The organism is Flavobacterium adiutor (genome assembly GCF_048282555.1).
Lineage (GTDB): Bacteria > Bacteroidota > Bacteroidia > Flavobacteriales > Flavobacteriaceae > Flavobacterium.
In genome coordinates, this window is the sequence record NZ_CP182487.1 from 1,230,893 (window position 1) to 1,256,026 (window position 25,134).

Consider the following 25,134-nt stretch of genomic DNA (forward strand, 5'->3'; position numbering starts at 1 on the left):
ATCAATAATAAAAAAATTTATCTGAATTTATGACTAAAACTGCTCAATCAGTATGGGAAAACTGTTTGTCCTTTATAAAAGACAATATTCAAGATCAGGCATACAAAACCTGGTTTGAACCAATCAAATCAGTTGAGCTAACCGACAACGCGTTATATATTCAGGTTCCAAGTAAATTTTTCTACGAATGGCTCGAAGAGCATTACGTAAAATTATTGAAAGTTGCGCTTACCAAAGAACTGGGAAAAAACGCAAAGTTACTCTATAAAATCAAAATGGAAAACACTTATGGAAACAAACAGCCGTTTACAGAACAGCTGCCAAGTTCCAACAGAGTGCCAATGAAACCACAAGAAGTTGATGCTCCATTTAAAAACCTTAATCCGGAACTTAAAAATCCGTTTGTAATTCCTGGAATCAGAAATTTAAAAATTGAATCGCAATTAAATTCGAATTACAGTTTTGACAATTTCCTTGAAGGAGATTCAAACCGTCTGGCTCGTTCTGCAGGTATGGCTGTTGCCAATAAACCTGGAGGAACATCTTTTAATCCGCTATTGATTTTTGGCGGGGTTGGTCTAGGTAAAACACACCTGGCTCATGCCATAGGTGTTGAAGTAAAAGATAAATATCCTGAAAAGACCGTCTTATATATTTCAGCAGAAATTTTCACGCAGCAATATATTGATTCCGTAAAAAAGAACAATCGTAATGATTTCATTCATTTTTATCAGTTAATTGACGTTTTAATTATCGATGATGTTCAGTTTTTATCTGGAAAATCGGGTACTCAGGATGTGTTTTTCCATATCTTCAACTATTTGCACCAAAACGGAAAACAGGTAATTCTAACTTCTGACAAAGCTCCTGTTGACATGCAGGATATTGAACAGCGTTTGTTATCGCGCTTCAAATGGGGATTATCTGCTGAATTGCATCAGCCAGATTATGAAACCCGTATTTCGATATTAAAAAACATTCTTTACCGTGATGGTGTCGAAATGCCGGAAGACATACTCGAATATGTGGCACGTAATATCAAAACCAATGTCAGAGAACTTGAAGGAGCTATTATTTCATTAATTGCTCAATCTTCCTTCAACAAAAAAGAAGTCACAATTGAGTTAGCTAAAAACGTAGTAGAGAAATTTGTTAAAAACGTAAAGAGAGAAATCTCTATCGATTATATTCAAAAAATTGTGTCTGATTATTTTCAGCTGGATATTGAAACTCTTCAGTCAAAAACAAGAAAAAGACACGTGGTTCAGGCGAGACAATTGGCCATGTTTTTTGCAAAGAAATTTACAAAAGCTTCTTTGGCAAACATTGGATCTCAAATTGGGGATCGCGATCATGCTACCGTATTACATGCTTGTAAAACAGTCGACAATCTAGTTTCAACAGACAAACAATTTAAAAAATTTGTCGATGACATCAACAAAAAATTAACGCTATAAACGCGCATCATGCCAGTAAAAATTTTAATGGTTTGTTTAGGAAATATCTGCAGATCCCCTTTAGCCGAAGGCATTTTAGCTTCTAAACTTCCTAAAGATAAATTTTTGGTAGATTCTGCCGGTACAGGTTCGTGGCATGTTGGACATTGTCCTGATAAACGTTCTATTGAAGTCGCTAAAAAAAATGGAATAAACATCAGCTCACAAAAAGGCAGACAAATTCAAGTTTCTGACTTTGATGAATTCGATTATATTTATGTAATGGATAATTCGAATTTTCGGGATGTTATACATCTGGCAAAAACACCAGATCACAAAAACAAAGTTCGTTTGATTTTGAACGATTTATTCCCAAATGAAAATGTCGATGTTCCCGATCCATATTATGGCTCTGTAAATGGTTTTGACAACGTTTACCAAATGCTGGACGAAGTAACTGACGTCATCGCAGATCAGCTTCTTAAAAAACACTCCTAATTCGATTCAATTGTTTCTAAAAAGAGATAATTGAATTTTTCAATTTTAAACAAAACACATTATGAATTCTTTCGGAAAACTATATTTAATTCCAACCACAATGGGCGAAAGTGATCCTATGGATGTTTTGCCTCAAACGGTTAGAAGAACGATAGAAGTTATCGACCATTATATTGTTGAAAACGATAAAACTGCCCGAAAATCCATAAAAACAGTTTTACCTGAGAAAAAGCAATCCGAATTAGTTCTTTTTACACTTAATAAACGAACTGAAACGAGCGAACACTTAGACTTCATAAAACCTTTATTAGAAGGAAAAAATATGGGATTAATGAGCGAAGCCGGCTGTCCCGGAGTTGCTGATCCCGGAGCTGTGATTGTCAAACTGGCACACCAAAAAGGAATTCAGGTTGTACCATTAGTTGGCCCTTCTTCTATTTTATTAGCTATGATGGCTTCCGGAATGAATGGCCAAAGTTTTACTTTTAATGGCTATTTACCAATTGATAAAGACGAAAAAAAATCGGCAATTCGTCATTTTGAAAAATTATCGTATGATAAAAATCAATCGCAATTATTCATTGAAACTCCATACAGAAATAACAAACTTATTGAAGATCTTTTGCAGATTTTAAATCCTTCAACACATCTTTGTATTGCAGCAGATATTACGTTGCCAACAGAATTCATCAAAACAATGAAAGTTGCTGACTGGAAAAAATTAAAAATTGATCTTGATAAACGTCCTGCGATTTTTATTATTCATAAAATGTAAATCTTAAAAGCCCATTGCCTATGAAAAAGGTTTTAATTTTAATTTTAATTAGTTTAGCTCAAACCATATTTTCTCAAAAAATCACAAGAATTAATGATCTTCAAAAAGATAAAAATGGAAAGATAATTCTTCAAGATGAAAATGCAATTTATATTCCTATAGATATAGAAATTAAACCCGAATTCCCAGGTGGCAGAGTTAAGTTTAATCGTTTTTTAGATGATAACTATAAAAAGTCAAGCAAAAGACCAACGATTCAAGGTAAGTTGTTTGCTACTTTTATTATTGAGAGGGATGGCTCGCTAAGTAATATAAATGTTTTACGTGATATTGGATATGGGACTGGAGAAGAACTAATAAGAGTTTTAAAATTATCTCCAAGATGGAAACCCGGAAAACAGAATGGTAAAATAGTAAGAACAATGTATTCTATTGTATTTCCTGTACAGCAATAAGGAGTATTATAGCTTTTTCATTAATTCTTTTTATGAGTAAACTTCCAAATATCACCACCAGCATTTTTACAGTAATGTCTAAAATGGCCACTGAACACAATGCAATAAATCTTTCACAAGGATTCCCAAATTTTCCTGTTGATGAAAGATTGACCGATATTTTAGCGAAGTTATCCAAAGAAAATGTACACCAATATACACCAATGGCAGGATATCCGCCGTTGATGAATCAAATTGCAAAATTAGTTCTGAGTTCCTATAACAGAATTATAAATCCTGACACAGAACTTTTAATTACAGCTGGTGCGACTCAGGGAATTTTTACTACGATTCTAGCCTTAGTTAAAGAAAACGATGAAGTTATTATTCTGGATCCAAGCTACGATTCTTATGAATCTCCAGTTTTATTGTGCAATGCAAAACCAATTCGAGTAGCTTTACATGATGACTATACTCCAAATTGGGAAACCATAGAAAAAGCGTGTTCTTCAAAAACGAAGATGATCATCCTCAATAATCCGCATAATCCAACGGGGAAAATACTAACCGAAGCAGATTTTGTTGAATTAAAAAATATTCTTGAAAAACACCCAGATAGTATTGTTTTAGCTGATGAAGTTTACGAATACATCACTTTCGAAGAAAAACATATTTCTGCCCACACCAAAAGTTTTCTTTTAGACCGCTGCATAATGGTTTCTTCTTTTGGAAAATCATTTCATATTACTGGTTGGAAAATTGGCTACACCATAGCTCCTGAACATTTAATGAAAGAACTCAAGAAAGTGCATCAGTTTTTGGTTTTTAGTGTTAACAGCATTTCACAAGCTGTAATAAGTGAATATTTAGATATAGTGAACGTCAATTTACTTGGAAAATTCTATCAGGAAAAACGGGATTATTTTCAAAAACTGCTTCAAAACAGCCGATTTGAATTAAAACCTTGTGAAGGAACTTATTTTCAGGTTGCTTCATATGCTTCAATTTCAAACGACGACGATGTTACTTTTTGTAAAAAACTCATCACAAATCATGGTGTTGCTGCAATTCCAATCTCAACTTTCTATTCGGATCATAAAGACCATAAGTTGATACGATTTTGTTTTGCCAAAGATGACTTTACACTCGAATCAGCAGCAAAAAAAATATGTGCACTTTAATTTTTTTAAAAAAAATATAACAATATTATGCGTGCATCCTATTTAAATTAATTAATTTTGTAAAAACACAAAAGTATGAGCTATACAGATAAAATGTTACGGGACGATGCATTAAAAGGTAAAGTCATTGTAGTTACAGGCGGCGGCAGTGGTTTAGGAAAAGCAATGACCAAATATTTTTTAGAATTAGGAGCTCAGGTAGCGATTACTTCAAGAGATTTAGAAAAACTTAAAACAACAGCAACTGAACTGGAAGCTGAAACCGGCGGAAAATGTTTACCAATTCAATGCGATGTGCGACATTATGAAGAAGTCGAAAATATGCTTCAGCAAGTTTTAAAAGCTTTTGGAAAAGTAGATGTTCTTTTAAATAACGCAGCCGGAAATTTCATTTCCCCAACAGAACGTTTGTCTGCTAATGCATTTGACACAGTTATAGATATTGTATTAAAAGGCACTAAAAACTGCACCCTTGCTTTTGGGAAACACTGGATCGACAGCAAACAAACATCGGCAACGATTTTAAATATCGTAACGACTTATGCCTGGACAGGATCTGCTTATGTGGTTCCAAGTGCTACGGCAAAAGCAGGAGTTTTAGCTATGACCAGAAGTCTGGCTGTCGAATGGGCAAAATACGGAATTCGTTCTAATGCTATTGCTCCGGGACCTTTCCCAACTAAAGGTGCATGGGACAGATTATTACCCGGGGATTTGGCAGACAAATTTGACATGGCCAAAAAAGTACCTTTAAAACGTGTCGGTGATCATCAGGAACTGGCAAATCTGGCAGCCTATCTGGTGTCTGATTTTTCAGCTTATGTAAACGGAGATGTTATAACAATAGATGGAGGCGAATGGCTAAAAGGTGCAGGACAATTCAACTTATTAGAAGCAATTCCTGAAGAACTTTGGGATCAGCTTGAAATGATGATTAAAGCAAAAAAGAATAAATAATTACAAGTGCTTACTAAATTCAGAATATTTTATAAAAACTATACTGATTGCACCAAATCCCGAAGGTTTACTTTCGGGATTTTTTTGCTTTTCTACCATATAAGCGCATATAGAGATTGTAAATTTATTATGTTTTTTTTCTATAAATTTAGAAGCTCATTTAAGTACACTAATTAAACCACTTACATTACTTAAATAGTTTAGAATAAAATGATTCGGTCTTTTGTTAATATAACAGCAATAATTTTAGTTAAGTAGCATTTTGTTTAAATATTTTATAGCTTCATTTTACTTACATTACGTATATGGTTTAAATACAGAATATGTTTAGTGATTCAGTTAAATTATTATTTTTGCGAAACAAATTATAACATCAAAATTTATGCTCATTATTGGAATTGCCGGAGGAACAGGAAGTGGAAAAACAACAGTAGTACACCAAATCATGAACGAATTACCGGATACGGAAGTAGGTGTAATTTCTCAGGATTCATACTATAAAGAAACCCATAATTTGTCATTTGATGAAAGAGCTCTAATTAATTTTGATCATCCTCGTGCGATAGATTTTGAATTACTGGTAAAACATCTTAAAGCCTTAAAAGCAGGCGAAACCATAGATCAGCCCGTTTATTCTTTCATTCAGCATAACAGAACAGATGACACTATATCAACACATCCAAGAAAAGTAATGATAGTTGAAGGTATTTTAATTTTAACAAATCCTGAATTACGGGATATGTTCGATATTAAAATCTTCGTTCATGCCGATTCTGATGAAAGATTAATTCGTCGTTTAAAAAGAGATATTTCAGAACGCGGACGTGATATTGACGAAGTTTTAAATCGTTACCAAAACACCTTAAAACCGATGCATGAACAATTTATCGAGCCTTCAAAAGCTTTTGCCGACATTATAATTCCAAATGACAAATACAATACCGTTGCGATTGATGTAGTTCGTGCCGTAATTAATCAAAGGATTTTATAATTTTTATTTGTAAATTTATTCCATAAAAATAAGGAGCTATTTGCTTTGCCAGTTCGCTTCGCTCGTGTCCCGCTCTCGCCTTTATCTTTTTATGGCAGAAAAAGCCATAAAAAGGATACCGGCTCCATAGAGGCTAAAAAATAAAACTATAATGAAAAATCCGTACAAAGATAAATCCTGGTTTAAATTCCTTAGCAATAAATACGTTTGGGTATTACTCTTTTTTATAGTATGGATGCTGTTTTTAGACAATTACTCTTATTTCGACCACCGGTTTTTAAACGATCAGATTCATGAGCTTGAAGACAATAAAAACTATTATCAGGAAGAAATAAAAAAAGATCAGGAACAGATTAAACAGCTCAAAAATCCTGAACAGATTGAGAAATATGCCCGCGAAAAGTACTTCATGAAAAAAGACAGCGAAGACATATACATTATCAAATTTGAAGGTGATACGATTCAGGAAAAAGAATAATTAGAAAAACACAAATGGCTACTACCCTATTCGACGATTTTAGTCCGATTTCATCCAAACAATGGAAACAAAAAATTCAGTTTGAACTGGATGGTGCCGATTACAACAAAACCGTAATCTGGAATTCTCCGGAAGACATTCAGGTAAAACCATTTTACCATTACGACGAAGATTACAAAACCGCTCCGGTAAAAACGCTGTCTTCTAATTTTAAAATCTGTCAAAACATTTTCGTTTACGATGTAGACAAATCGATTCAAAGAGCCTTAAACACACTTGAAAGAGGTGCAGAAAGCTTACGCTTTACCATTCAAAATGAGAAAATAAATATTCAAAAATTATTAGAAAATCTTCCTTTAGAAAACCGAATCATTTACTTTAATTTGAATTTTATTTCAATCGATTTCGTTAAGATACTAGATACTATTTCTGTTCAGAAAAAAGCTGTTTTTTATTGCAATTTAGATCCAATTGGGTATTTAGGCAGGGAAGGAAATTGGTTTGTAACTTCTGATAAAAATAATTTTGAAACTCTTGAAAAAATTTCGAAAGCAACGACAAATCTTTCTTTACTTAGCGTCGATTTAAGTTTATATCAAAATGCAGGTGCCAATATAACACAGCAAATCGCATATAGTCTTGCACATACAAACGAATATCTGAATCGTTTTCCAGATTGGACAAAACCAATTGTCTTTCAGGCAGCTATAGGAACAAATTATTTCTTTGAAATAGCAAAACTCCGCGCCCTGAGAATACTTTTTAACTTAATTGCTGCCGAATATAATCCGGATTTGGAGTGTCATTTATTGGTTACGCCAACGAAACGCAATAAAACCATATACGATTATAATGTTAACATGCTTCGCACCACGACAGAATGTATGTCGGCAATATTAGGAGGTGCTGATGCTGTTGCTAATTTGCCTTACGATTCTTTGTACCATAAAGACAATGAATTTGGCGACCGACTGGCAAGAAATCAATTACTGATTTTAAAACACGAAAGCTATTTTGATAAAGTAGACAATGCTGCTGATGGCAGTTATTATATTGAAAGCTTAACCATACAACTTGCAGAAAAAAGTCTGGCTTTATTTAAAGATATTGAAGCCAATGGAGGTTTTTTGAAACTCTTGAACAATGGAACCATTAAAAAGAAAATTCAGGAAAGCGCTAATAAAGAACAAGAATTATTCGATGCTCAAAAAGAAGTTCTATTAGGGACGAATAAATATCCAAACCCGGAAGACAAAATGAAAAACGATTTAGAACTGTTTCCTTTTGTAAAAATAAAGCCCAGAAAAACATTGATTACACCGATAATTGAAAAAAGATTAGCAGAAAAACTGGAACAGGAACGACTAGAACTTGAGTAAAACTAATCTGAAACATTTATATTTGAATAAAACTAAAGTGATTATGGAAGCAATAAGACAAATAATACCAGTAAAAAACCATTCTGTGACTATTATTTTACCTGATGATTTTACCGCAAATGAAGTAGAAGTGATTATTTTACCTGTTCAATATAACGAATACAAAACTCCCCAATGGCAGATTGATCAGGTTAGAGAAAGAACTGAGATTTATTTAAAAAATCCAAATAATGTTATTGACATTGATGATTTTTTAAAAGAAATTGAAAATGAATTATAAAATAGTAATCATTCCAGAAGCTAAAATGGATTATAAAAAATCATTACTATGGTATAAAAATATACATCCAAAATTAGCGATCAGATTTAATGATTCATTTAAAAACAGCATAGCTGTAATTCAAAAAGATCCATTTTTATTTCAAATTAAATATGACAATATAAGAATCATATTTTTTAAAACTTTTCCCTACGCTTTACATTATTCGATTTATGAAAATTGTATTGTAATTAAATCTATTTTTCATACATCAAGGGATAGTGAATTAAACCTTTTTTAAATGCCTTTACAATTGAGAAAAGACCTTAAACATATTAAGTTAGAAATTAAAAGTGAAGAATCAGATCAACAATTGTATGATCAAGAATCAACCATTGATAACTTTATTACAGCAGAAGGAATCGAAATCAAAAAAAGATATTCTGAAAAAGATATTGAGGAATTTGACTTTTTAGATTTTGGGGCAGGCTTTGCACCAAATCTGCGTGGTCCATATGCAACTATGTATGTACAAAAACCATGGACCATTAGACAATATGCAGGATTTTCAACCGCAGAAGAAAGCAATGCTTTTTACAGACGAAATTTAGCAGCAGGTCAAAAAGGTTTATCAATCGCATTTGATTTACCAACACATAGGGGCTACGACTCCGATCATGAAAGAGTCGTGGGAGATGTTGGAAAAGCAGGTGTTGCTATTGATTCGGTTGAAGATATGAAAATACTTTTTGACCAAATTCCATTAGATGAAATGTCGGTATCCATGACCATGAATGGTGCCGTTTTACCTATCATGGCTTTTTATATTGTCGCAGCAGAAGAACAGGGAGTTGCGACTGAAAAACTTTCAGGCACCATACAAAACGATATCTTAAAAGAGTTTATGGTTCGCAATACCTACATCTATCCGCCAACCCCTTCGATGAAAATCATTGCCGATATTTTTGCATTTACAAGCAAAAAAATGCCGAAATTCAATTCTATTTCAATTTCAGGATACCACATGCAGGAAGCAGGTGCAACGGCTCATATCGAACTCGCTTATACTTTGGCAGATGGCTTAGAATATATCCGAACCGGATTATCGACAGGTATGACCATTGATGAATTTGCACCAAGATTATCTTTTTTCTGGGCAATCGGGATGAATCATTTTATAGAAATTGCCAAAATGAGAGCCGGAAGAATGATTTGGGCGAAACTGGTAAAACAATTTAATCCTAAAAACGATAAATCATTAATTTTAAGAACGCATTGCCAGACAAGCGGCTGGAGTTTAACCGAGCAGGATCCCTTTAATAATGTAACACGAACTTGTATTGAAGCCTCTGCTGCTGTTTTTGGAGGAACCCAATCATTACATACAAATGCTTTGGATGAAGCTATCGCTTTACCAACTGACTTTTCTGCCAGAATTGCACGCAACACTCAGATTTTTTTACAGGAAGAAACCAAAATTACCAAAACGGTCGATCCTTGGGCAGGAAGTTATTATCTGGAAAGCCTGACCAATGAAATGGTTGAAAAAACATGGAAGCTTATCGAAGAAGTAGAAGAATTAGGCGGAATGACAAAAGCCATTGAAACCGGAATTCCTAAACTTAGAATTGAAGAGGCAGCCGCAAGAAAACAAGCTAGAATAGACAGCGGGCAGGATATCATTGTAGGTGTAAATAAATTCAGATTAGAAAAAGAAGATCCTTTACATATCTTAGATATAGAAAATGAAGTTGTTCGAAGGCAGCAAATCGAAAGGCTCGAAAAAATAAAAACAACCCGAAATACGGACAAAGTAAACCAATCCCTTGAAAAATTAATTCATTGTGCTAAAACCGGTCAGGGAAATTTACTTGAAATTACTATTGAAGCTGCAAGGAACAGAGCAACCTTAGGCGAAATCAGTAATGCTCTCGAAAGTGTTTTCGGCAGGTTCAAAGCACAAATTCAATCTGTTAGTGGTGTGTATAGTACAGCAATTAAAAACGATGAAAATTTTGAAAAAGCGAAGCAGCTTGCTGACACTTTTGCTAAACAAGAAGGAAGGCGACCAAGAATCATGATTGCCAAAATGGGACAGGACGGACATGACCGCGGCGCAAAAGTAGTGGCAACAGGTTATGCCGATATAGGTTTTGATGTTGATATTGGGCCTTTATTTCAAACTCCAGCAGAAGCCGCAAAACAAGCTATTGAAAATGACGTCCATATTTTAGGTATTTCGTCATTGGCTGCAGGTCACAAAACATTAGTACCGCAAGTAATTGATGAACTTAAAAAACATGACCGTGAAGACATTATGGTTATTGTCGGAGGGGTAATTCCTTCGCAGGACTATCAATATCTATTCGATGCGGGAGCAATTGCTATTTTTGGGCCTGGTACAAAAATTAGTGAAGCAGCTATTAAAATCTTAGAAATATTAATAGATTAAAAAACTCTATTTGCATAAAAAATCCCGAACTTGTCGGGATTTTATTTTTTATTAGTCGTTAATTGTTGCGTTGCTATCTGCCTCAATATAAGAGAGATCATAACCTCCAAAGGCTTTCATATAACTTCTTAATGAAGTGCCGTAAGCATCCCTAAAATGTTTGTTCCCTTTGTTTTTGAAAAATTTTTTTACTGAACCTGCCCCTCCTAAATGGGCTGCTGCCAAAATTCCTGACTCGGTAATTTCAATTCCGCTGATCACTTTTCCTTCGTACTTTTCGATTTCATTACGTAAAATCCATTTGTTTTTAGATAATAACGCAATAAAAGCTTTTTCTTGTAAGGCAGGATTCTTTAAAAAAGCTTTTTGATTCTTAACACCAACAGATCTTAGAGCGTTAGATCCGAATTGGTATTTTCCCATATAGCCAATTGAATTTACTTTTCGGTATTTACCCTGAGATTCTTTAAAAGCAATTGCTTCTTTGAAACCAATAAAATGATTTCCGGTGTATGGAACATTTAAATTAGGATAATCATCCTCTTGTTGCGATGGAAAAATGTATTCTGATCCATCTGTTTTTTCTGTTAAAAACCAGGAATTAGTATCCCGATTAAAGGGTTTGAAACCCAAACTTAAAAATGTAATAATAACGACTAAACCCGCATAAAAATACCATTTCTTTATCATAAATTGTTTTTCTTCAAAACGCTGTCACCCTTTTGAAATTTCTGCGGTGCAAAGATAATGAATTAAAAAAAATACTAAAAATCAGATGTTTAGCGTTTTAAAAATATATCAGATACCCTTTAAACCCTTTATTTGCGCTATATTCGAGAGTTGGCGCCGGTATTTTAATCGTATTAAAAACAGAAAAAATAGTTTTTAAAAAATGTGATTTTGTGTTAATTTTAGCAAAATCGATATCAAAAGAAAGATAAATCTGACGAAATTTTTGCGAGTTTTGATTCAAATCAGGAATTTCAGTTTTATTATTTCCAGATAACATGGCTTCACCTCCATATCCAAAAGCTAGATTTAACCACCTCGGGATTTTTGTTTGTTTAGCAAAAGAATATAGGTTTACTGAAAGCCAATAAGTTTGTCCATTATAGTCTTTTAGAATCTGTTCATTTAGGGATTTTCCAAGCTTATCCGGACTTTTACTAGCATATTGCGTAGTATGAAAAGAAAATTTAGGTATAATTCGCTGTTCTTTCCAAAGTAATTCCTGCGAAACATAGAAGACTGTTCCAGTTGCATTAGCAATTATATCACCTGAAGATGCACCCCACTCTGCAGAATATCCGTCTAAAACTTCAACTGCTGTAAGGAAAGCGAATCCTATACCTGCTCCATAAATAAGTTGATTCTTTTTACTTGCTCCACTCCAATTCAACGCTTCAGCTCCAAATCTTCCTAAATGATAAGCAGAATAAAGATGACCTATTTTATCCATCTGAAGCCACTCATTGTTATCATTTATAAAATGGAAATCAGATCTTGGATAATCTGCATACCAAATCTGATTGAGTCCAATTAATGTTGCTGAAGCCAAGGCAGCTTCAGTTATGATAACTGTATTTTGCCTTTTTACACTCAAAGTGTCAGAAGGCTTAAAAAAATTATCGATTTTATTCTGTGCTTCAGCATACTGAATACACATAACGAATAAAATCGATAAAAATAAATAAATTCTAAAACTCAAAACTATCTTGTTACGCCCTGACCGGCAATCCAGTCTGAATATTTTTTTGCATTAATGGTGTGTTGCTCATAACTTGAAGCAAATTCATGATATCCAAAACGATCTGTACTTGCGCAAAAATAAATATAATCATGTTTTTCAGGATTTAAAACTGCTTCAACAGCAGTAATATCGGGCATTGCAATTGGTCCCGGAGGAAGCCCTATGTTTACATAAGTATTATAAGGAGATTTCATAATCAAATCATTATAAAAAACCCTTTTAATAACCTGATCGAAATTATTATCACGTAATTTTAAAGCATAAATAACTGTTGGATCTGCTTGTAAAGGCATTTCTAAACGCAAACGATTTAAATATACACCTGCAATACGAGGTCTTTCATCTTTCTTAACGGACTCTTTATGCACAATAGAAGCTAAAATTGTAGCCTGAACTGGTGTTAAACCTTGTTTCTTAGCTTTTTCAATTCTTTCTGGAGTCCAGAAATTATGGTATTCCTTAATCATTTTATCACGGAATTTTACCGCAGAAGTGTTCCAGTACACTTCGTAAGTATTTGGAATGAACATGGCAAAAACATTCTGTTCATTAAACCCATTTTCTTTTAAGAAAGTGGAATCTTTAATAGCTTTAAGCAATGACAAGCTATCGGCTTCAATTTGAGAACCTATTCTTCCGGCAAAATTCTCTAACCGCTCCTGATTATTAAAAGCAAGTTTAACAGGCACATTAGAGCGCATTGCACGTACTAAATCAATATTGTTCATGTCTTTTTTAAGTAAAAAACGGCCTGACTTTACATTTTCAGGATAGCTGCGCTTATTGGCAACCATTTCAAAATTATCGAAATTCTTAATGTAAGGTTTTAATATTTTTTTTACATCGGCATAAGTTGCATCAGTAGGGACATACACATAAAGTTCTTTTTCTTCAAATTTTGTATTGGCACTAAAAATTCTGCTAATTAAAATAAATCCGTAAATCATTAAAACTGAAATAACAGCTACGGCAACTATCGTGATAATTTTTTTTAATTTCAAAGTATAAATTTTAAATTTGTTTGTTAATCAACTGAAAAATTGCCTCGTCCTGATAGCGTCCATTTAGCAAAATCCAATCTTTTTTAATTCCTGTTTGCTCAAAGCCAAATTTAGTAAAAAGAGCTATACTTGCTACATTTCCTACACTAATATTTGCATACAATTGATGAAGATTTAAATTGTAAAAAGAATATTTAATTAATAACTCTAAAGCCTCAGAACCAATGTTTTGTTTTCTTTTTTCTTTATTTTGGATTACAATACCCACTCCTGCCCTGTTATTTTTAGGATCAAAATCAAATAAATCAATCAATCCAATCGCCGGAAAATCTTCATCCTGGCAAATGGCTAAACGTAATTGTTTAGCTTCATAAATATCCTGTTGGGCATTTTCAAGATATTGTCGTATTAAATAACGGCTATAAGGCGTGTTTGTATTGCTGACTTCCCAAATATCCTCATCGTTTTCCATAGCATAAACAAAATCTAAATCATTAGGTTCTAATGCACGCAGATAAATATTGTTACCTTTGAGAGTTATCATTATTGACTTTGGATTTGTTTCAGTTAAATTTCGATCGTTCCTTTAAAAACAAATTTTGCAGGACCAATTAAAAAAACATTCGTAAAATGTTCTCCTAATTTATCAAAAGAAACAGCTAGTTTTCCACCTTCAACATTTATATCAATTGCCGTTTTATCTGTTTGTCCTGTTGCATTCATAGCAATTGCAACGGCTGTAGCACCAGTTCCGCAGGCTAAAGTTTCATCTTCAACACCTCTTTCATAAGTGCGAAGTGAAAACTCAGAGTCACTTATTTTTTTGACAAAATTGACATTACTCCCTTTTTGCCCGTACAATTCTCCATAACGAATAGCAGCTCCGTTTTCTTTTACATTATAATGTTCTAAATCATCTACAATTTGCACGTGGTGGGGTGAACCAGTATTTAAAAATGTATACGAATCTTTCTTTTGAACTTCATCAACATCAATCATCTGTAAGGAAACAATTGATTCTTTATTAACAGTTGCATGGTGTAATCCATCTGTAGCGATAAAAGTAGTTTTATCCTGAATAACGCCCAATTGATTAGCAAAGGCTACAAGACAACGTCCCCCGTTTCCACACATCGAGCTTTCGTTTCCATCTGAATTATAATATACCATTCTGAAGTCGGTTTCAACGTCATTTTCCAGTAAAATAAGTCCGTCAGCTCCAATTCCGAAACGTCTGTCACATAATCGTTCAACAAGTCTTACATTGCTTTTAGGAAAGAAATCTGAACGGTTATCAATCATTACAAAATCGTTTCCTGTACCCTGATATTTATAAAATTCTATTTGCATTTTTTTAGTTATTAGAAGTACAAAAGTACGAACTATTAATTAATGAAATGTTAATCAGTGTTAAAGAGCGTTAAACCGTTTTCCAAAATATTTTTTTGCTTTAATTTTACAGTAGTAACTTAAACATAAATCCTAATTATGAAAAGATTTTCAAGCTTATTTTTAGTGTCATTATTAAGTGGTGCCACTACACTTGGTGCTTACAAATTATTATTTGACGGCACCAATTCTTTATTGGGAAGAGAAAATCCTGTTGTTACTCTTGCCCCAAATTCATTTGGCAGAAATGTTGGTCTTGCTGCTGAAGCTGTAGATTTTACTGAAGCTGCGGATAAAACAATTCATACTGTTGTTCACGTTAAAAATGTTTCCCGAAGAACGGTTACTAATCCTATGCTCGAATTTTTCTACGGTTACGGAGGGCAGCAACAACAAGAACAGGTTGGAACTGGTTCAGGCGTTATTATTTCTGAAGACGGTTATATCGTAACCAATAATCACGTTATTAAGGATGCAACCGAAATTGAGATTACACTAAACAATAAAAAATCATATAAAGCAAAATTAATTGGAACAGATTCTAAGATGGATATTGCTTTATTAAAAATTGATGCAGGGGAAAAATTACCATATACAGCTTTTGCAAATTCTGACAGTGTAAAAGTTGGAGAATGGGTTTTAGCTGTTGGTAATCCGTACAACTTAACTTCGACTGTCACAGCTGGTATCGTTTCGGCTAAAGCCAGAAATTTAGACAATAGTGGAATACAATCCTTTATTCAGACCGATGCTGCTGTAAACCCTGGAAATAGTGGTGGAGCATTGGTAAATACTCGAGGAGAATTAATTGGAATCAACACCATGATTACTTCAATGACAGGATCCTATGTTGGATATTCTTTTGCAGTTCCATCAAACAATGCACGCAAAATTGTAGAAGATATAATGGAGTTCGGAAATGTACAAAGAGGGATTTTAGGAGTTGAAGGTGGTGAATTAAATAGCAATGCATCCAAAGAATTAGGTATTTCTGAAACACAGGGATTCTATATCAATAAAGTTACCCCTAAATCAGGCGCTCAAAAAGCTGGACTTACAAAAGGTGATATTATTGTAAAATTAGATAATCAGAATATTTCGACATTTGCAGATCTTTCTGGCTATATAAATACAAAAAGACCGAATGATGTTGTACAAGTGACCTATATTAGAGAAGGAAAATCTAAAACAGCATCAGTAACGTTAAGTAAAAATGAATTTTTTAGTACGGAATTTAAAGGTATAGAATTAGAAAACATTGACGCTCTCGACAAAAAGAAATTCAAAATTGACTACGGTGTAAAAATTAAAAACATTACAAATGAAAATTTAATGCAGTACCAAAGTGAATTACAAGGCAATATAATTTTAAGTATTGACAATATAAAAGCAACCAATGTTGAAACGGTCTCTAAACTTTTAAATAAAAAAGATGAAGGTCAAAGTGTCCGAATTGAAATGATCAATAAAAACGGAGAAATCTTTAGAATTATCATTTAAAATACCACTTTAAGGTTTTCAAACTGAAAATAAAATATCTTTAAAGCCATCTTAAAAAATAAGGTGGCTTTTTATTTTTCACATGCTTCTTCTGATCGTTACTATTTTAAATAGGAAGCACGGTAGTACTTTTTACTTCAGAAATTACAAAAACAGTATTAATTAAGGAAACTTCAGGTAAAACCGATAGCTTTTTTTGATGAAAATGATGATAACTTTCCATATCCGGAATGATAATCTTAAGCATATAATCAAAATTTCCTGAAACATAATTGCATTCAACAACTTCAGGCATGTTTAAAATTGATTGATTAAAACCTTCCGATGTATCATATGTTTGTTTTGTTAGAGTTACCTGACAATAAACAGTTAGATTATTCCCTAGTTTCTTCTTATTTAAAATCGAAACATATTTCTCTATAACACCTTCTTTTTCAAGACGCTTAACCCTATCATGAACAGGTGTCAAGGATAAATTTATTTTGTTTGCAATGTCTTTCAGTGTATAATGAGCATTTTCTTGTAAAAGACGTAAGATTTTTTTATCAATTTCATCCAAAGCCATAATAGAAATATTTTTAATACTGATCCAAAATCAGTCATTTTTTCTTTTTTAGAAAACAGAAAAGAATCTAAAAAGAATGTTTTACTGTAAAAGTATAAAATAAAATAATATTTTCTTATTTAAAGTATAAATACTAATAATATATTCTCTATCAATAAATTTGTAACACAAAATCAATAAGAAACATAAAATATAACAAAAATGATAATAGGTGTTCCCAAAGAAATTAAAAATAATGAAAACCGTGTAGCCTTAACACCTGCAGGTGTTTCTGAAATGAAAAAACACGGACACACGGTTTATATTCAGTCCAGTGCTGGTCTAGGAAGTGGTTTCAGCGATGAAGAATATGCAAAAGCAGGTGCAGTCGTTTTACAAACAATAGAGGACGTTTATACCATTGCAGAAATGATTATAAAAGTTAAAGAACCAATTGCTTCTGAATATCCCTTAATTAAAAAAGATCAATTACTTTTCACTTACTTTCACTTTGCTTCATCAGAAGAGCTAACTCATGCCATGCTTGAAAAAGGAGCTGTATGTTTAGCTTACGAAACCGTTGAAAAAACAGACCGAAGCTTGCCTTTATTAGTCCCAATGTCAGAAGTTGCGGGTCGTATGGCGATTCAGCAAGGTGCTAAATACCTTGAGAAGCCACTAAAAGGAAGAGGAATTCTTTTAGGAGGTGTTCCTGGTGTGCCGCCTGCAAAAGTATTAGTGTTAGGAGGCGGAATCGTTGGGACTCAGGCTGCAAAAATGGCTGCAGGTTTAGGTGCCCAGGTAACTATTATGGATTTAAGCTTACCACGTTTACGTCAACTGGATGATATCATGCCTGCGAACGTAAATACAGAAATGTCAAATCATTATAACATTACAAAAGCAATTAAAGATGCTGATTTAATTGTAGGAGCAGTTTTAATTCCGGGAGCAAAAGCACCACACTTAATTACAAGAGACATGCTTAAATTAATGCGTCCTGGAACTGTTGTTGTTGATGTTGCTGTAGATCAAGGAGGTTGTATTGAGACTTGTACTCCAACAACACATGAAAATCCAACTTTTATTATTGATGATATTGTTCACTACTGCGTAGCTAACATGCCAGGGGCAGTTCCTTATACTTCTACTTTAGCTTTAACAAATGCTACTTTACCATACGCAGTACAATTAGCTAACAAAGGATGGGAAAAAGCCTGTAACGAAAACGAAGAATTAAAAAAAGGATTAAACATTGCAAACGGAAAAATCCTTTACAAGGGAGTTGCTGAAGCATGGAATCTTCCTTTTAATGAAGAAGTAATACTAACAAACGCATAGCTATTATTAATATAGTGCTTACTAATTCTATTAAAAATGCTTTTCAACAATGAAAAGCATTTTTTGTATAAAAAACCTGCCTCAAAAGACAGGTTTAAATTTATAAAGCCTAAAATATTACTTCTCATCCAACACTTCCTGCATTACTTTTGCTTCTGTTCCACTAGGAAATGCAACTTTTATTTTTTGAGCAATGGTTGGTGCAATTTCAGTAATTGCTTTTTTATCATAAGATTGTCCTTTTTTTATATGCCATCCATAAAAAATTGCTGGCACGTGAGTATCATAAGTATAAGCTGTTCCGTGCGAAGTTCCAGTTGGTAAATATTCCATAACACCAGGTTTACCAATTACAACCATATCACCATCCTGTGTTACATCATATCCTTTTGCTACAAAATTCAAATAGTAATCATTTCCGGAATTAGCTAAAATTTCTTCTTCGGTGTATGCTTTTTTAACTTGTGGCAGCGAAATTAAAAAATCTTTAAATGCTTGTTTCACTTTCGTTAAGTCTAAACCTTTATCTTTAATAATTTCTTTATTGAAAAAGATATTAAAATTAGAATAATTCAAAAGTAAATCTACTCCAAATGTTTTCACAGAGAAATCCTGTAAATTCTTTCTAAAATCTTTTGAAGGATAATTGTCTACATCATATTTACGGTCTTTCAAGTAAATAACATTTTCAGCACCAGCATGATCTGCGGTTAAAAAGAGCAGGTAATTATTTTTTCCTACTGTTTTATCCAAAAAAGTTAAAAAGTCTGCTATTGTCTGGTCTAATCTCAAATAAGTATCCTGAAGCTCCATGGAACGTGGCCCTAATAAATGCCCAACATAATCTGTAGAAGAAAAACTCACTGTTAAGAAATCAGTAATATTATCTTTTCCTAACTCTTCTTTTTCAATTGCTCTTTTGGCAAAATCAGCTAATAAATCATTCCCAAAAGGTGTAGACCGCAAAATTCCTGCATCATTTTGTTCATACATAGCTTTTAAATCATATGGAAAAACAGGTACTAAACTACCATATAATTTCCCTTCGTAAGGATTATTATCCGGGAGACTTTCATTATAAGTTGAAGCTGGTTTGTATAACTCCCAACCCTTATTAATATACTTTAGGTAATTTTTCTCATTATTGAACTCTGACACCCAATCAGGTAGTTTCTCTCCATAAAAAGTACTGGATATAAAAGCCCCTGTCTTACTGTACCAAAAGGCCCAATTAGCAAAATGTCCCGCTGGTAAAACAGCTCCACGATCTTTAAGGCTCATTCCAATCACTTTTCCCTGAAAATTTGTCGCCATTCTTACTTCATCAGTGATAGTTGTGCTTTGCAGATTTTTTGGTGACATTTCACCTTCATCTTTAGTTCCGTCACCAACTGTTTTTACTGAAGTATCATCAGTACAATACATTTGCTTTCCAAGAGCTCTGCTAAACCACTCATTCCCCACAATCCCATGAGTTGCTGGTGTGGTTCCTGTATAAATCGATGCGTGCCCGGGAGCTGTATAGGTAGGCATATAATTATAATGCATGTTTTGAAAAACATATCCATCATTCATCAATCTTTTAAATCCGTTTGCAGAAAAATCATCTGAAAACCGATATAAATATTCCATTTTCATTTGATCTATCACAATTCCTACAACCAACTTGGGACGTTGTTGCGCTGTTAGGTTTGAAATAACAAACAGCATTAAGAATACAACACTTTTTTTCATACTTAACTTATAAAATTAAAAACAAAAATACAGATTCGAGAGCAAAAAGGGTGCTCTAAATTCATATTTAAAATCAAAGTTCACTTTAATTTAACAGAAGTGTAAAAGGAATTATGGTGTTTCCTTGTTCACCGGGCTGTCCGCTGTTTTTTTTTTGCGTGAGATATTTTTAAAAGAGGAGTCGCTATTTCTTGTATAAATCCAAATCGAAATGGACTCAAAATCAAATAGAACGTGCTGCCTTACTATTTGAGTTATATCCTGATATTCAAAAAGGATACAATCTGACTCAAGAGCTCCGTGGCATCTTTGAGAATACAACCGATAAAATCATTGGTTTTGCAAAATTAGCCAGATGGCATGAAAAAGTAGATCAATCTGGATTTAAGTCTTTCGGTACAATCTCTCGTACAATTATGAATCATTATCAAACCATCTTAAATTATTTTGATAACAGAAGTACTAATGCTTCTGCAGAATCATTCAATGCTAAAATAAAAGCATTTAGATCAAAATTTAGAGGTGTTAGAAATATAGAATACTTCCTTTTTAGGCTAACTAATATTTATGCTTAATTTTTGCATCCCCACAGATTTTTGCTTTGATCCCTGATTTGGAGTAAGCATGTAATTAGAATAATGAGGTCTGATTTCATTATAGATATCAATAGCTTCTTTTACAATTTTTTGCATGATTTCTGCTTTTTGGTTGTATTTGTCAACCCTAAATTCCTGTTTTAAAATACCATTAATCCTTTCTGCCACTGCATTTTCATAAGGGTCAGAGTTTTTTGTCATACTACATAGAATTTTATTTTTATTAAGCTGCTTTTGATAGTCATTAGCACAATATTGAATCCCTCTGTCTGAGTGATGTATCAATGGTAAGTTTTTGTTGTTTCTGTGTTTAAGAGCCATTTTAAAAGCCTTCAAACTGCTTTCTGTGTTCATGTTATCGGCGACATAATATCCCATAATCTTTTTAGAATAAGCATCTGTGACTAAGCTTAAATAGCAAGGATTATCTCTTTTTCCTATATAGGTTATATCAGAGACCCAAACTTGCTCTGGTCTGTTAATTTCTAAATCTAGAATTCGATTTTGATGTTTATTAAATCGATGATGTGAGTTAGTCGTTACATGATAACTTCGTTTAGAATGTATCAATAAATGATTGGCTCTGAGTATATCAAAGAACTTATCTCTTCCAATTTTCATTAATTGAAGTTTATCCAACAAAAGATAATATAGTTTTCGAGCACCTATTCTAGGCATTGTCTTCCTGATATTATTCACCATCAAAATCACTTCTTTGGCTTTGTTTTGTTTGGATGCTATTCTTCTAGTCTTTCGATAATAAACCTGTCTGTCTATCCCGAACAAATAACAGGTAAACGCTACTGTTTTTTGTTCTTTTGCTTTAAAGCGGGCGATTGTTCGGGTGCAGAGTTTTTTCGGATATCGATATGATATTCTTTCTCAGCTAAATCAATCATCATGTCAAACAAGATTGCTTTTTTATCTGCAACGTAAGCTTGTCGTTCTAAAAAAGCCTTTTGTTTTTCTAATAGCTTGACTTGGGCTTCAAGTTCCATAATTTTTTGTTCGGGTGACTTTGCCATATTCAAAGGGGATTGGTTTTCCCAATCAAAGTTACCAAATTTTCGTAACCAGCCCAGAACTGTAGCATGGCTTTGAATACCATATTGTTTTCTAATTTGGGTAATTGATGAACTACCTTGCTCAACTTCTCTAACGATTTGAAGTTTTAAGGACATGCTGTAATCTCGCTGGGTGCGCTTTACATAATTGCTGTATTCTTCCATAACGATTGTTTTTGTGTATCGCTATTTCAGGACGGGACAGAATTAAAATAAAAAAAAAGCTTCGTCAATCTGGCGAAGCTTTTTTTAATATAAGGTAAACTTGAATTAATAATTTATATAAGCCGAGGCTAACCCTTAAATTCAAACTTTGATAGGTTATAATAATGATTTGGTTTCGGTCTCAAATATATAACAAACGAGAACGTAATAGTCTTAAAATTATATTAAATTTTTCTTTATAAAAATGTATCCATAGAAGTCTCTCAATTTTTTAGAGTGACAATTTGACATTTTAAAAGATTTGGCAGTACTTTTGCAATCCAACAGAAAGAAATAAAATGAAGTTTAAAAATATTTTTAAAAATAAAAGTAATATGACTACGGAAAATACAGAATTCGATCAGGAATTAGATGATGCAACGATAGAGAATAACGCTAATGGAGAGCAATTAATTGTTGAAGAATTAAGTGTTGAGGAGCAGTTAGCTCAGGACTTAGCTAAAGAAAAGGATAAGTTTTTGAGATTATTTGCTGAATTTGAAAATTACAAAAAAAGAACTTCAAAAGAACGTATCGATTTGTTTAAAACTGCCAATCAGGAAGTTTTGCTTGCAATGCTGCCTGTTTTGGACGATTTTGACAGAGCTGCTGTAGAAATCAACAAATCTGAAGATGAAAACTTAAAAAAAGGTGTAGAGCTTATTCATGAAAAGCTAAAAAGCACTTTAGTTGGGAAAGGTCTAGAACAAGTTGAAATTCAGGCTGGCGATGCTTTTAATGCAGATATAGCAGAGGCAATTACCCAAATTCCGGCTCCGTCTGACAAATTAAAAGGGAAAATCGTTGATGTTATTGAAAAAGGGTACAAATTAGGAGACAAAATTATTCGTTTCCCTAAAGTTGTTGTTGGAAACTAAAAAAGCAAATAGGAATTTCAGCTCATTTTGGAATTTGGAATTTTAAAATTTGGACACAAGCGCTAGCGAACTGGCGAAGCAATTTAACCTAATTATGAAAAAAGATTTTTACGAAATACTGGGCATTTCAAAAAATGCTGATGCTGCGGAAATTAAAAAAGCATACCGAAAAAGTGCTTTAAAGTATCATCCTGATAAAAATCCAGGTGACAAAGAGGCAGAAGAAAACTTTAAACTAGCGGCAGAGGCTTATGAAGTTTTGAGTGATCCGCAGAAAAAAGCAAAGTACGATCAGTACGGGCATCAGGCATTTGATGGTTCGGGTGGATTTGGCGGTCATGGCGGTATGAATATGGACGACATTTTCAGCCAGTTTGGTGATATTTTTGGCGGCGGATTTGGCGGATTTGGTGGCGGAGGCGGAGGTCCTCGTCGCGCTAAAGGAAGCAATCTTCGAATTAAGGTAAAATTAACTCTGGAAGAAATTGCAAATGGAGTTGAGAAAAAAGTAAAAGTGAAACGTAAAGTTCAGGCTAAAGGTGTTACTTATAAAACCTGTTCGACTTGTAACGGGCAAGGTCAGGTAATGCGTGTCACAAACACGATTTTAGGAAGAATGCAGTCTGCATCTACTTGTCCTACATGTGGGGGATCCGGACAAATTCTTGATAAAAGACCTTCTGAAGCGGATGCTCAGGGAATGGTTCAGGAGGATGAGACCGTGTCAATCAAAATTCCTGCAGGGGTTACTGATGGAATGCAGTTGAAAGTATCTAACAAAGGAAACGATGCTCCCGGAAATAGTATTCCAGGAGATTTAATTGTTGCTATCGAAGAGGTTGAGCACGAATTCTTAAAACGTGAAGGTGAAAATGTTCATTACGACTTGTATATCAGTTTTCCTGAAGCTGTTTTAGGAGTTTCTAAAGATATAGAAGCAATCAATGGAAAAGTGCGTATTAAACTCGAAGAAGGAATCCAATCCGGAAAAATCTTAAGATTAAAAGGAAAAGGTATTCCAAGCTTAAACGGATACGGAAACGGGGATTTATTAGTTCACGTAAACGTATGGACGCCAAAAACGTTGAACAAAGAGCAAAAGCAATTTTTTGAAAATGCTTTAAATAATGAACATTTTGTTCCTAATCCTGAAAAATCAGAAAAATCATTTTTTGAAAAAGTAAAAGATATGTTTTCATAAACTAATTTTATAAACAATAAGCACTTATAAAACCCATTCTACTGCAAATTTAGAATGGGTTTTTTCTTTATTCTGGCACAGATTAAATACGAATTATTTACTTTTACAGACTCAAAGCCACAATAGTCAAATTGACGCAAAAAATCTAAATATATCGCATGAGCAACTTACTAGAAGTCCATAAAGTCGTAAAACGATATGGTGACTATGTCGCACTTAACGAAGTTTCATTAAATGTCCCGAAGGGTAGTATTTATGGATTGTTAGGACCAAATGGTGCCGGTAAAACCTCACTAATCAGAATTATCAATCAAATTACCCTGCCGGATAGCGGTGAAGTTATTCTGGATGGAGAAAAACTACAGCCAAAACATGTGCAGACAATAGGATATCTTCCGGAGGAAAGAGGTTTGTATAGTTCGATGAAAGTTGGTGAACAATGTTTGTATCTCGCACAAATGAAAGGACTCTCTAAAGCTGATGCGAAGCAACAGCTCGATTTTTGGTTTGACCGTTTAGGAATTCAGGGCTGGTGGGACAAGAAAATTCAGGAGCTTTCTAAAGGGATGGCGCAAAAAATTCAGTTTGTGGTTTGTGTTTTGCATAAACCAAAATTGTTGATTCTGGATGAACCTTTCTCTGGTTTCGATCCTGTGAATGCCAATATTATTAAAGATGAAATTATAGCTTTGAAAGAACAGGGTTCTACTATTATTTTCTCTACTCACAGAATGGAAAGTGTTGAGGAAATGTGCGAGCATATAGCTTTAATTCATAAATCAAATAAATTGATTGAAGGTAAAGTGGCAGATGTAAAACGACAGTTTAGAACCAATAGTTTTGAAGTTGGAATCCTGACCAATAATGTAGAAGGTTTGATGTATGATATTACTCAGAGGTATACCGTTTCGCCTGCTAATTTCAAATCTCTAAATGACGATTTGAAATTAAATATCCAGATTGGAAACGCTACGCCGAATGAATTATTGAACATATTGACACAACGCGGGCAGGTAACCCATTTCGTGGAGAAAATACCCACTATAAACGATATTTTTATTCAAACAGTAACAGAGAACAAAAATTAAAAAT

General features: G+C 33.5%; 26 protein-coding genes and 1 pseudogene. 18 read left to right on the plus strand and 9 right to left on the minus strand.

The window, feature by feature from the left end; all coding sequences use genetic code 11:
- Positions 1–29: 29 nt before the first annotated feature.
- From dnaA to scpA, 12 genes are all read left to right on the plus strand, one after another.
- Entirely contained in the window at positions 30–1,457 is a 1,428-nt protein-coding gene (gene dnaA / locus ACNC7R_RS05435; protein WP_417939938.1) for a chromosomal replication initiator protein DnaA, read from the plus strand.
- 9 nt (positions 1,458–1,466) lie between these two features.
- Complete coding sequence (locus ACNC7R_RS05440; RefSeq protein WP_417939939.1) at positions 1,467–1,934, plus strand: low molecular weight protein-tyrosine-phosphatase; 468 nt, start codon at positions 1,467–1,469, stop codon at positions 1,932–1,934.
- A gap of 61 nt (positions 1,935–1,995) precedes the next feature.
- Entirely contained in the window at positions 1,996–2,709 is a 714-nt protein-coding gene (locus ACNC7R_RS05445) for an SAM-dependent methyltransferase (RefSeq protein ID WP_417939940.1), read from the plus strand.
- A gap of 20 nt (positions 2,710–2,729) precedes the next feature.
- Positions 2,730–3,164 carry an energy transducer TonB gene (locus tag ACNC7R_RS05450; RefSeq protein ID WP_417939941.1) on the plus strand — a complete coding sequence of 145 codons (435 nt, stop codon included), beginning with the start codon at positions 2,730–2,732 and terminating at the stop codon, positions 3,162–3,164.
- Between the two features lie 32 nt (positions 3,165–3,196).
- Positions 3,197–4,324 (plus strand): methionine aminotransferase, encoded by a 1,128-nt coding sequence (locus ACNC7R_RS05455; protein WP_417939942.1) that lies wholly within the window; start codon positions 3,197–3,199, stop codon positions 4,322–4,324.
- A gap of 75 nt (positions 4,325–4,399) precedes the next feature.
- On the plus strand, positions 4,400–5,281 hold the full coding sequence (locus ACNC7R_RS05460) for an SDR family oxidoreductase (RefSeq protein WP_417939943.1): 882 nt from the start codon (positions 4,400–4,402) through the stop codon (positions 5,279–5,281).
- Positions 5,282–5,663: 382 nt separating this feature from the next.
- Positions 5,664–6,272: a uridine kinase gene (gene udk / locus ACNC7R_RS05465; protein ID WP_417939944.1), complete on the plus strand. Its 609-nt coding sequence runs from the start codon at positions 5,664–5,666 to the stop codon at positions 6,270–6,272.
- A gap of 151 nt (positions 6,273–6,423) precedes the next feature.
- Positions 6,424–6,750: an FtsB family cell division protein gene (locus tag ACNC7R_RS05470; RefSeq protein ID WP_417939945.1), complete on the plus strand. Its 327-nt coding sequence runs from the start codon at positions 6,424–6,426 to the stop codon at positions 6,748–6,750.
- Between the two features lie 14 nt (positions 6,751–6,764).
- Positions 6,765–8,129, plus strand: coding sequence for a methylmalonyl-CoA mutase subunit beta (locus ACNC7R_RS05475; protein ID WP_417939946.1), 1,365 nt, complete (start codon positions 6,765–6,767; stop codon positions 8,127–8,129).
- Between the two features lie 43 nt (positions 8,130–8,172).
- Complete coding sequence (locus ACNC7R_RS05480; protein ID WP_417939947.1) at positions 8,173–8,409, plus strand: hypothetical protein; 237 nt, start codon at positions 8,173–8,175, stop codon at positions 8,407–8,409.
- Positions 8,399–8,689: a type II toxin-antitoxin system RelE/ParE family toxin gene (locus ACNC7R_RS05485; RefSeq protein ID WP_417939948.1), complete on the plus strand. Its 291-nt coding sequence runs from the start codon at positions 8,399–8,401 to the stop codon at positions 8,687–8,689. Before ACNC7R_RS05480 ends, ACNC7R_RS05485 begins: the two co-directional genes overlap by 11 nt.
- Complete coding sequence (gene scpA, locus ACNC7R_RS05490; protein ID WP_417939949.1) at positions 8,690–10,840, plus strand: methylmalonyl-CoA mutase; 2,151 nt, start codon at positions 8,690–8,692, stop codon at positions 10,838–10,840.
- Positions 10,841–10,891: 51 nt separating this feature from the next.
- On the opposite strand, the gene ACNC7R_RS05495 is transcribed toward scpA, so the two are convergent.
- The 5 genes from ACNC7R_RS05495 to dapF form a co-directional block, all read right to left on the minus strand.
- Positions 10,892–11,530, minus strand: coding sequence for a peptidoglycan-binding protein LysM (locus tag ACNC7R_RS05495; RefSeq protein WP_417939950.1), 639 nt, complete (start codon positions 11,528–11,530; stop codon positions 10,892–10,894).
- 97 nt (positions 11,531–11,627) lie between these two features.
- Positions 11,628–12,506, minus strand: a complete 879-nt coding sequence (locus tag ACNC7R_RS05500; RefSeq protein ID WP_417943147.1) for a DUF2279 domain-containing protein — start codon at positions 12,504–12,506, stop codon at positions 11,628–11,630.
- A 44-nt stretch (positions 12,507–12,550) separates the two neighbouring features.
- Positions 12,551–13,591: an endolytic transglycosylase MltG gene (gene mltG / locus ACNC7R_RS05505; RefSeq protein WP_417939951.1), complete on the minus strand. Its 1,041-nt coding sequence runs from the start codon at positions 13,589–13,591 to the stop codon at positions 12,551–12,553.
- Positions 13,592–13,601: 10 nt separating this feature from the next.
- On the minus strand, positions 13,602–14,135 hold the full coding sequence (locus tag ACNC7R_RS05510) for a GNAT family N-acetyltransferase (RefSeq protein WP_417939952.1): 534 nt from the start codon (positions 14,133–14,135) through the stop codon (positions 13,602–13,604).
- Between the two features lie 23 nt (positions 14,136–14,158).
- Positions 14,159–14,941 carry a diaminopimelate epimerase gene (dapF, locus tag ACNC7R_RS05515; RefSeq protein ID WP_417939953.1) on the minus strand — a complete coding sequence of 261 codons (783 nt, stop codon included), beginning with the start codon at positions 14,939–14,941 and terminating at the stop codon, positions 14,159–14,161.
- A 138-nt stretch (positions 14,942–15,079) separates the two neighbouring features.
- Between dapF and ACNC7R_RS05520 the strand changes: the two genes are divergently transcribed.
- Complete coding sequence (locus ACNC7R_RS05520) at positions 15,080–16,480, plus strand: trypsin-like peptidase domain-containing protein (protein ID WP_417939954.1); 1,401 nt, start codon at positions 15,080–15,082, stop codon at positions 16,478–16,480.
- A 106-nt stretch (positions 16,481–16,586) separates the two neighbouring features.
- On the opposite strand, the gene ACNC7R_RS05525 is transcribed toward ACNC7R_RS05520, so the two are convergent.
- A complete protein-coding gene (locus ACNC7R_RS05525; protein WP_163394545.1) occupies positions 16,587–17,045 on the minus strand; it encodes an Lrp/AsnC family transcriptional regulator in 459 nt (152 codons plus the stop codon).
- A 201-nt stretch (positions 17,046–17,246) separates the two neighbouring features.
- Here ACNC7R_RS05525 and ald point away from each other — a divergent pair, with 201 nt between their 5' ends.
- Complete coding sequence (ald, locus tag ACNC7R_RS05530) at positions 17,247–18,365, plus strand: alanine dehydrogenase (RefSeq protein WP_417939955.1); 1,119 nt, start codon at positions 17,247–17,249, stop codon at positions 18,363–18,365.
- Between the two features lie 117 nt (positions 18,366–18,482).
- On the opposite strand, the gene pafA is transcribed toward ald, so the two are convergent.
- Positions 18,483–20,099, minus strand: coding sequence for an alkaline phosphatase PafA (gene pafA, locus ACNC7R_RS05535; RefSeq protein WP_417939956.1), 1,617 nt, complete (start codon positions 20,097–20,099; stop codon positions 18,483–18,485).
- A gap of 185 nt (positions 20,100–20,284) precedes the next feature.
- Here pafA and ACNC7R_RS05540 point away from each other — a divergent pair.
- A pseudogene (locus ACNC7R_RS05540) lies at positions 20,285–20,674 on the plus strand (ISL3 family transposase); the annotation flags it as partial.
- Here the strand turns inward: ACNC7R_RS05540 and ACNC7R_RS05545 are convergent.
- Complete coding sequence (locus ACNC7R_RS05545; RefSeq protein ID WP_417939957.1) at positions 20,654–21,481, minus strand: IS3 family transposase; 828 nt, start codon at positions 21,479–21,481, stop codon at positions 20,654–20,656. The pseudogene ACNC7R_RS05540 and the gene ACNC7R_RS05545 sit on opposite strands and share 21 nt — an antisense overlap.
- Before the next feature lie 14 nt (positions 21,482–21,495).
- Complete coding sequence (locus ACNC7R_RS05550) at positions 21,496–21,924, minus strand: transposase (RefSeq protein ID WP_417939275.1); 429 nt, start codon at positions 21,922–21,924, stop codon at positions 21,496–21,498.
- Between the two features lie 338 nt (positions 21,925–22,262).
- Between ACNC7R_RS05550 and ACNC7R_RS05555 the strand changes: the two genes are divergently transcribed.
- From ACNC7R_RS05555 to ACNC7R_RS05565, 3 genes are all read left to right on the plus strand, one after another.
- Positions 22,263–22,841, plus strand: coding sequence for a nucleotide exchange factor GrpE (locus ACNC7R_RS05555; RefSeq protein ID WP_417939958.1), 579 nt, complete (start codon positions 22,263–22,265; stop codon positions 22,839–22,841).
- A gap of 94 nt (positions 22,842–22,935) precedes the next feature.
- The gene (gene dnaJ, locus ACNC7R_RS05560) at positions 22,936–24,042 is read left to right on the plus strand and encodes a molecular chaperone DnaJ (protein WP_278010822.1); all 1,107 of its coding nucleotides are present in this window, start codon (positions 22,936–22,938) and stop codon (positions 24,040–24,042) included.
- A gap of 158 nt (positions 24,043–24,200) precedes the next feature.
- Entirely contained in the window at positions 24,201–25,130 is a 930-nt protein-coding gene (locus ACNC7R_RS05565) for an ABC transporter ATP-binding protein (RefSeq protein ID WP_417939959.1), read from the plus strand.
- The last annotated feature ends 4 nt before the right edge of the window (positions 25,131–25,134 follow it).

Bases quoted from the DNA above. Each gene is read 5' to 3' on its own strand.
- ACNC7R_RS05500 (WP_417943147.1), bottom strand. From the start codon at position 12,506: ATGTGTATTCAGTATGCTGAAGCACAGAATAAAATCGATAATTTTTTT.
- ACNC7R_RS05455 (WP_417939942.1), top strand. From the start codon at position 3,197: ATGAGTAAACTTCCAAATATCACCACCAGCATTTTTACAGTAATGTCT.
- scpA (WP_417939949.1), top strand. From the start codon at position 8,690: ATGCCTTTACAATTGAGAAAAGACCTTAAACATATTAAGTTAGAAATT.
- ACNC7R_RS05550 (WP_417939275.1), bottom strand. From the start codon at position 21,924: ATGGAAGAATACAGCAATTATGTAAAGCGCACCCAGCGAGATTACAGC.
- dnaJ (WP_278010822.1), top strand. From the start codon at position 22,936: ATGAAAAAAGATTTTTACGAAATACTGGGCATTTCAAAAAATGCTGAT.
- ACNC7R_RS05565 (WP_417939959.1), top strand. From the start codon at position 24,201: ATGAGCAACTTACTAGAAGTCCATAAAGTCGTAAAACGATATGGTGAC.
- ACNC7R_RS05480 (WP_417939947.1), top strand. From the start codon at position 8,173: ATGGAAGCAATAAGACAAATAATACCAGTAAAAAACCATTCTGTGACT.
- ACNC7R_RS05440 (WP_417939939.1), top strand. From the start codon at position 1,467: ATGCCAGTAAAAATTTTAATGGTTTGTTTAGGAAATATCTGCAGATCC.
- ACNC7R_RS05525 (WP_163394545.1), bottom strand. From the start codon at position 17,045: ATGGCTTTGGATGAAATTGATAAAAAAATCTTACGTCTTTTACAAGAA.
- ald (WP_417939955.1), top strand. From the start codon at position 17,247: ATGATAATAGGTGTTCCCAAAGAAATTAAAAATAATGAAAACCGTGTA.
- ACNC7R_RS05445 (WP_417939940.1), top strand. From the start codon at position 1,996: ATGAATTCTTTCGGAAAACTATATTTAATTCCAACCACAATGGGCGAA.
- ACNC7R_RS05510 (WP_417939952.1), bottom strand. From the start codon at position 14,135: ATGATAACTCTCAAAGGTAACAATATTTATCTGCGTGCATTAGAACCT.
- ACNC7R_RS05450 (WP_417939941.1), top strand. From the start codon at position 2,730: ATGAAAAAGGTTTTAATTTTAATTTTAATTAGTTTAGCTCAAACCATA.
- ACNC7R_RS05460 (WP_417939943.1), top strand. From the start codon at position 4,400: ATGAGCTATACAGATAAAATGTTACGGGACGATGCATTAAAAGGTAAA.
- dapF (WP_417939953.1), bottom strand. From the start codon at position 14,941: ATGCAAATAGAATTTTATAAATATCAGGGTACAGGAAACGATTTTGTA.
- ACNC7R_RS05475 (WP_417939946.1), top strand. From the start codon at position 6,765: ATGGCTACTACCCTATTCGACGATTTTAGTCCGATTTCATCCAAACAA.
- pafA (WP_417939956.1), bottom strand. From the start codon at position 20,099: ATGAAAAAAAGTGTTGTATTCTTAATGCTGTTTGTTATTTCAAACCTA.
- dnaA (WP_417939938.1), top strand. From the start codon at position 30: ATGACTAAAACTGCTCAATCAGTATGGGAAAACTGTTTGTCCTTTATA.
- ACNC7R_RS05520 (WP_417939954.1), top strand. From the start codon at position 15,080: ATGAAAAGATTTTCAAGCTTATTTTTAGTGTCATTATTAAGTGGTGCC.
- udk (WP_417939944.1), top strand. From the start codon at position 5,664: ATGCTCATTATTGGAATTGCCGGAGGAACAGGAAGTGGAAAAACAACA.
- ACNC7R_RS05485 (WP_417939948.1), top strand. From the start codon at position 8,399: ATGAATTATAAAATAGTAATCATTCCAGAAGCTAAAATGGATTATAAA.
- ACNC7R_RS05555 (WP_417939958.1), top strand. From the start codon at position 22,263: ATGAAGTTTAAAAATATTTTTAAAAATAAAAGTAATATGACTACGGAA.
- ACNC7R_RS05470 (WP_417939945.1), top strand. From the start codon at position 6,424: ATGAAAAATCCGTACAAAGATAAATCCTGGTTTAAATTCCTTAGCAAT.
- ACNC7R_RS05495 (WP_417939950.1), bottom strand. From the start codon at position 11,530: ATGATAAAGAAATGGTATTTTTATGCGGGTTTAGTCGTTATTATTACA.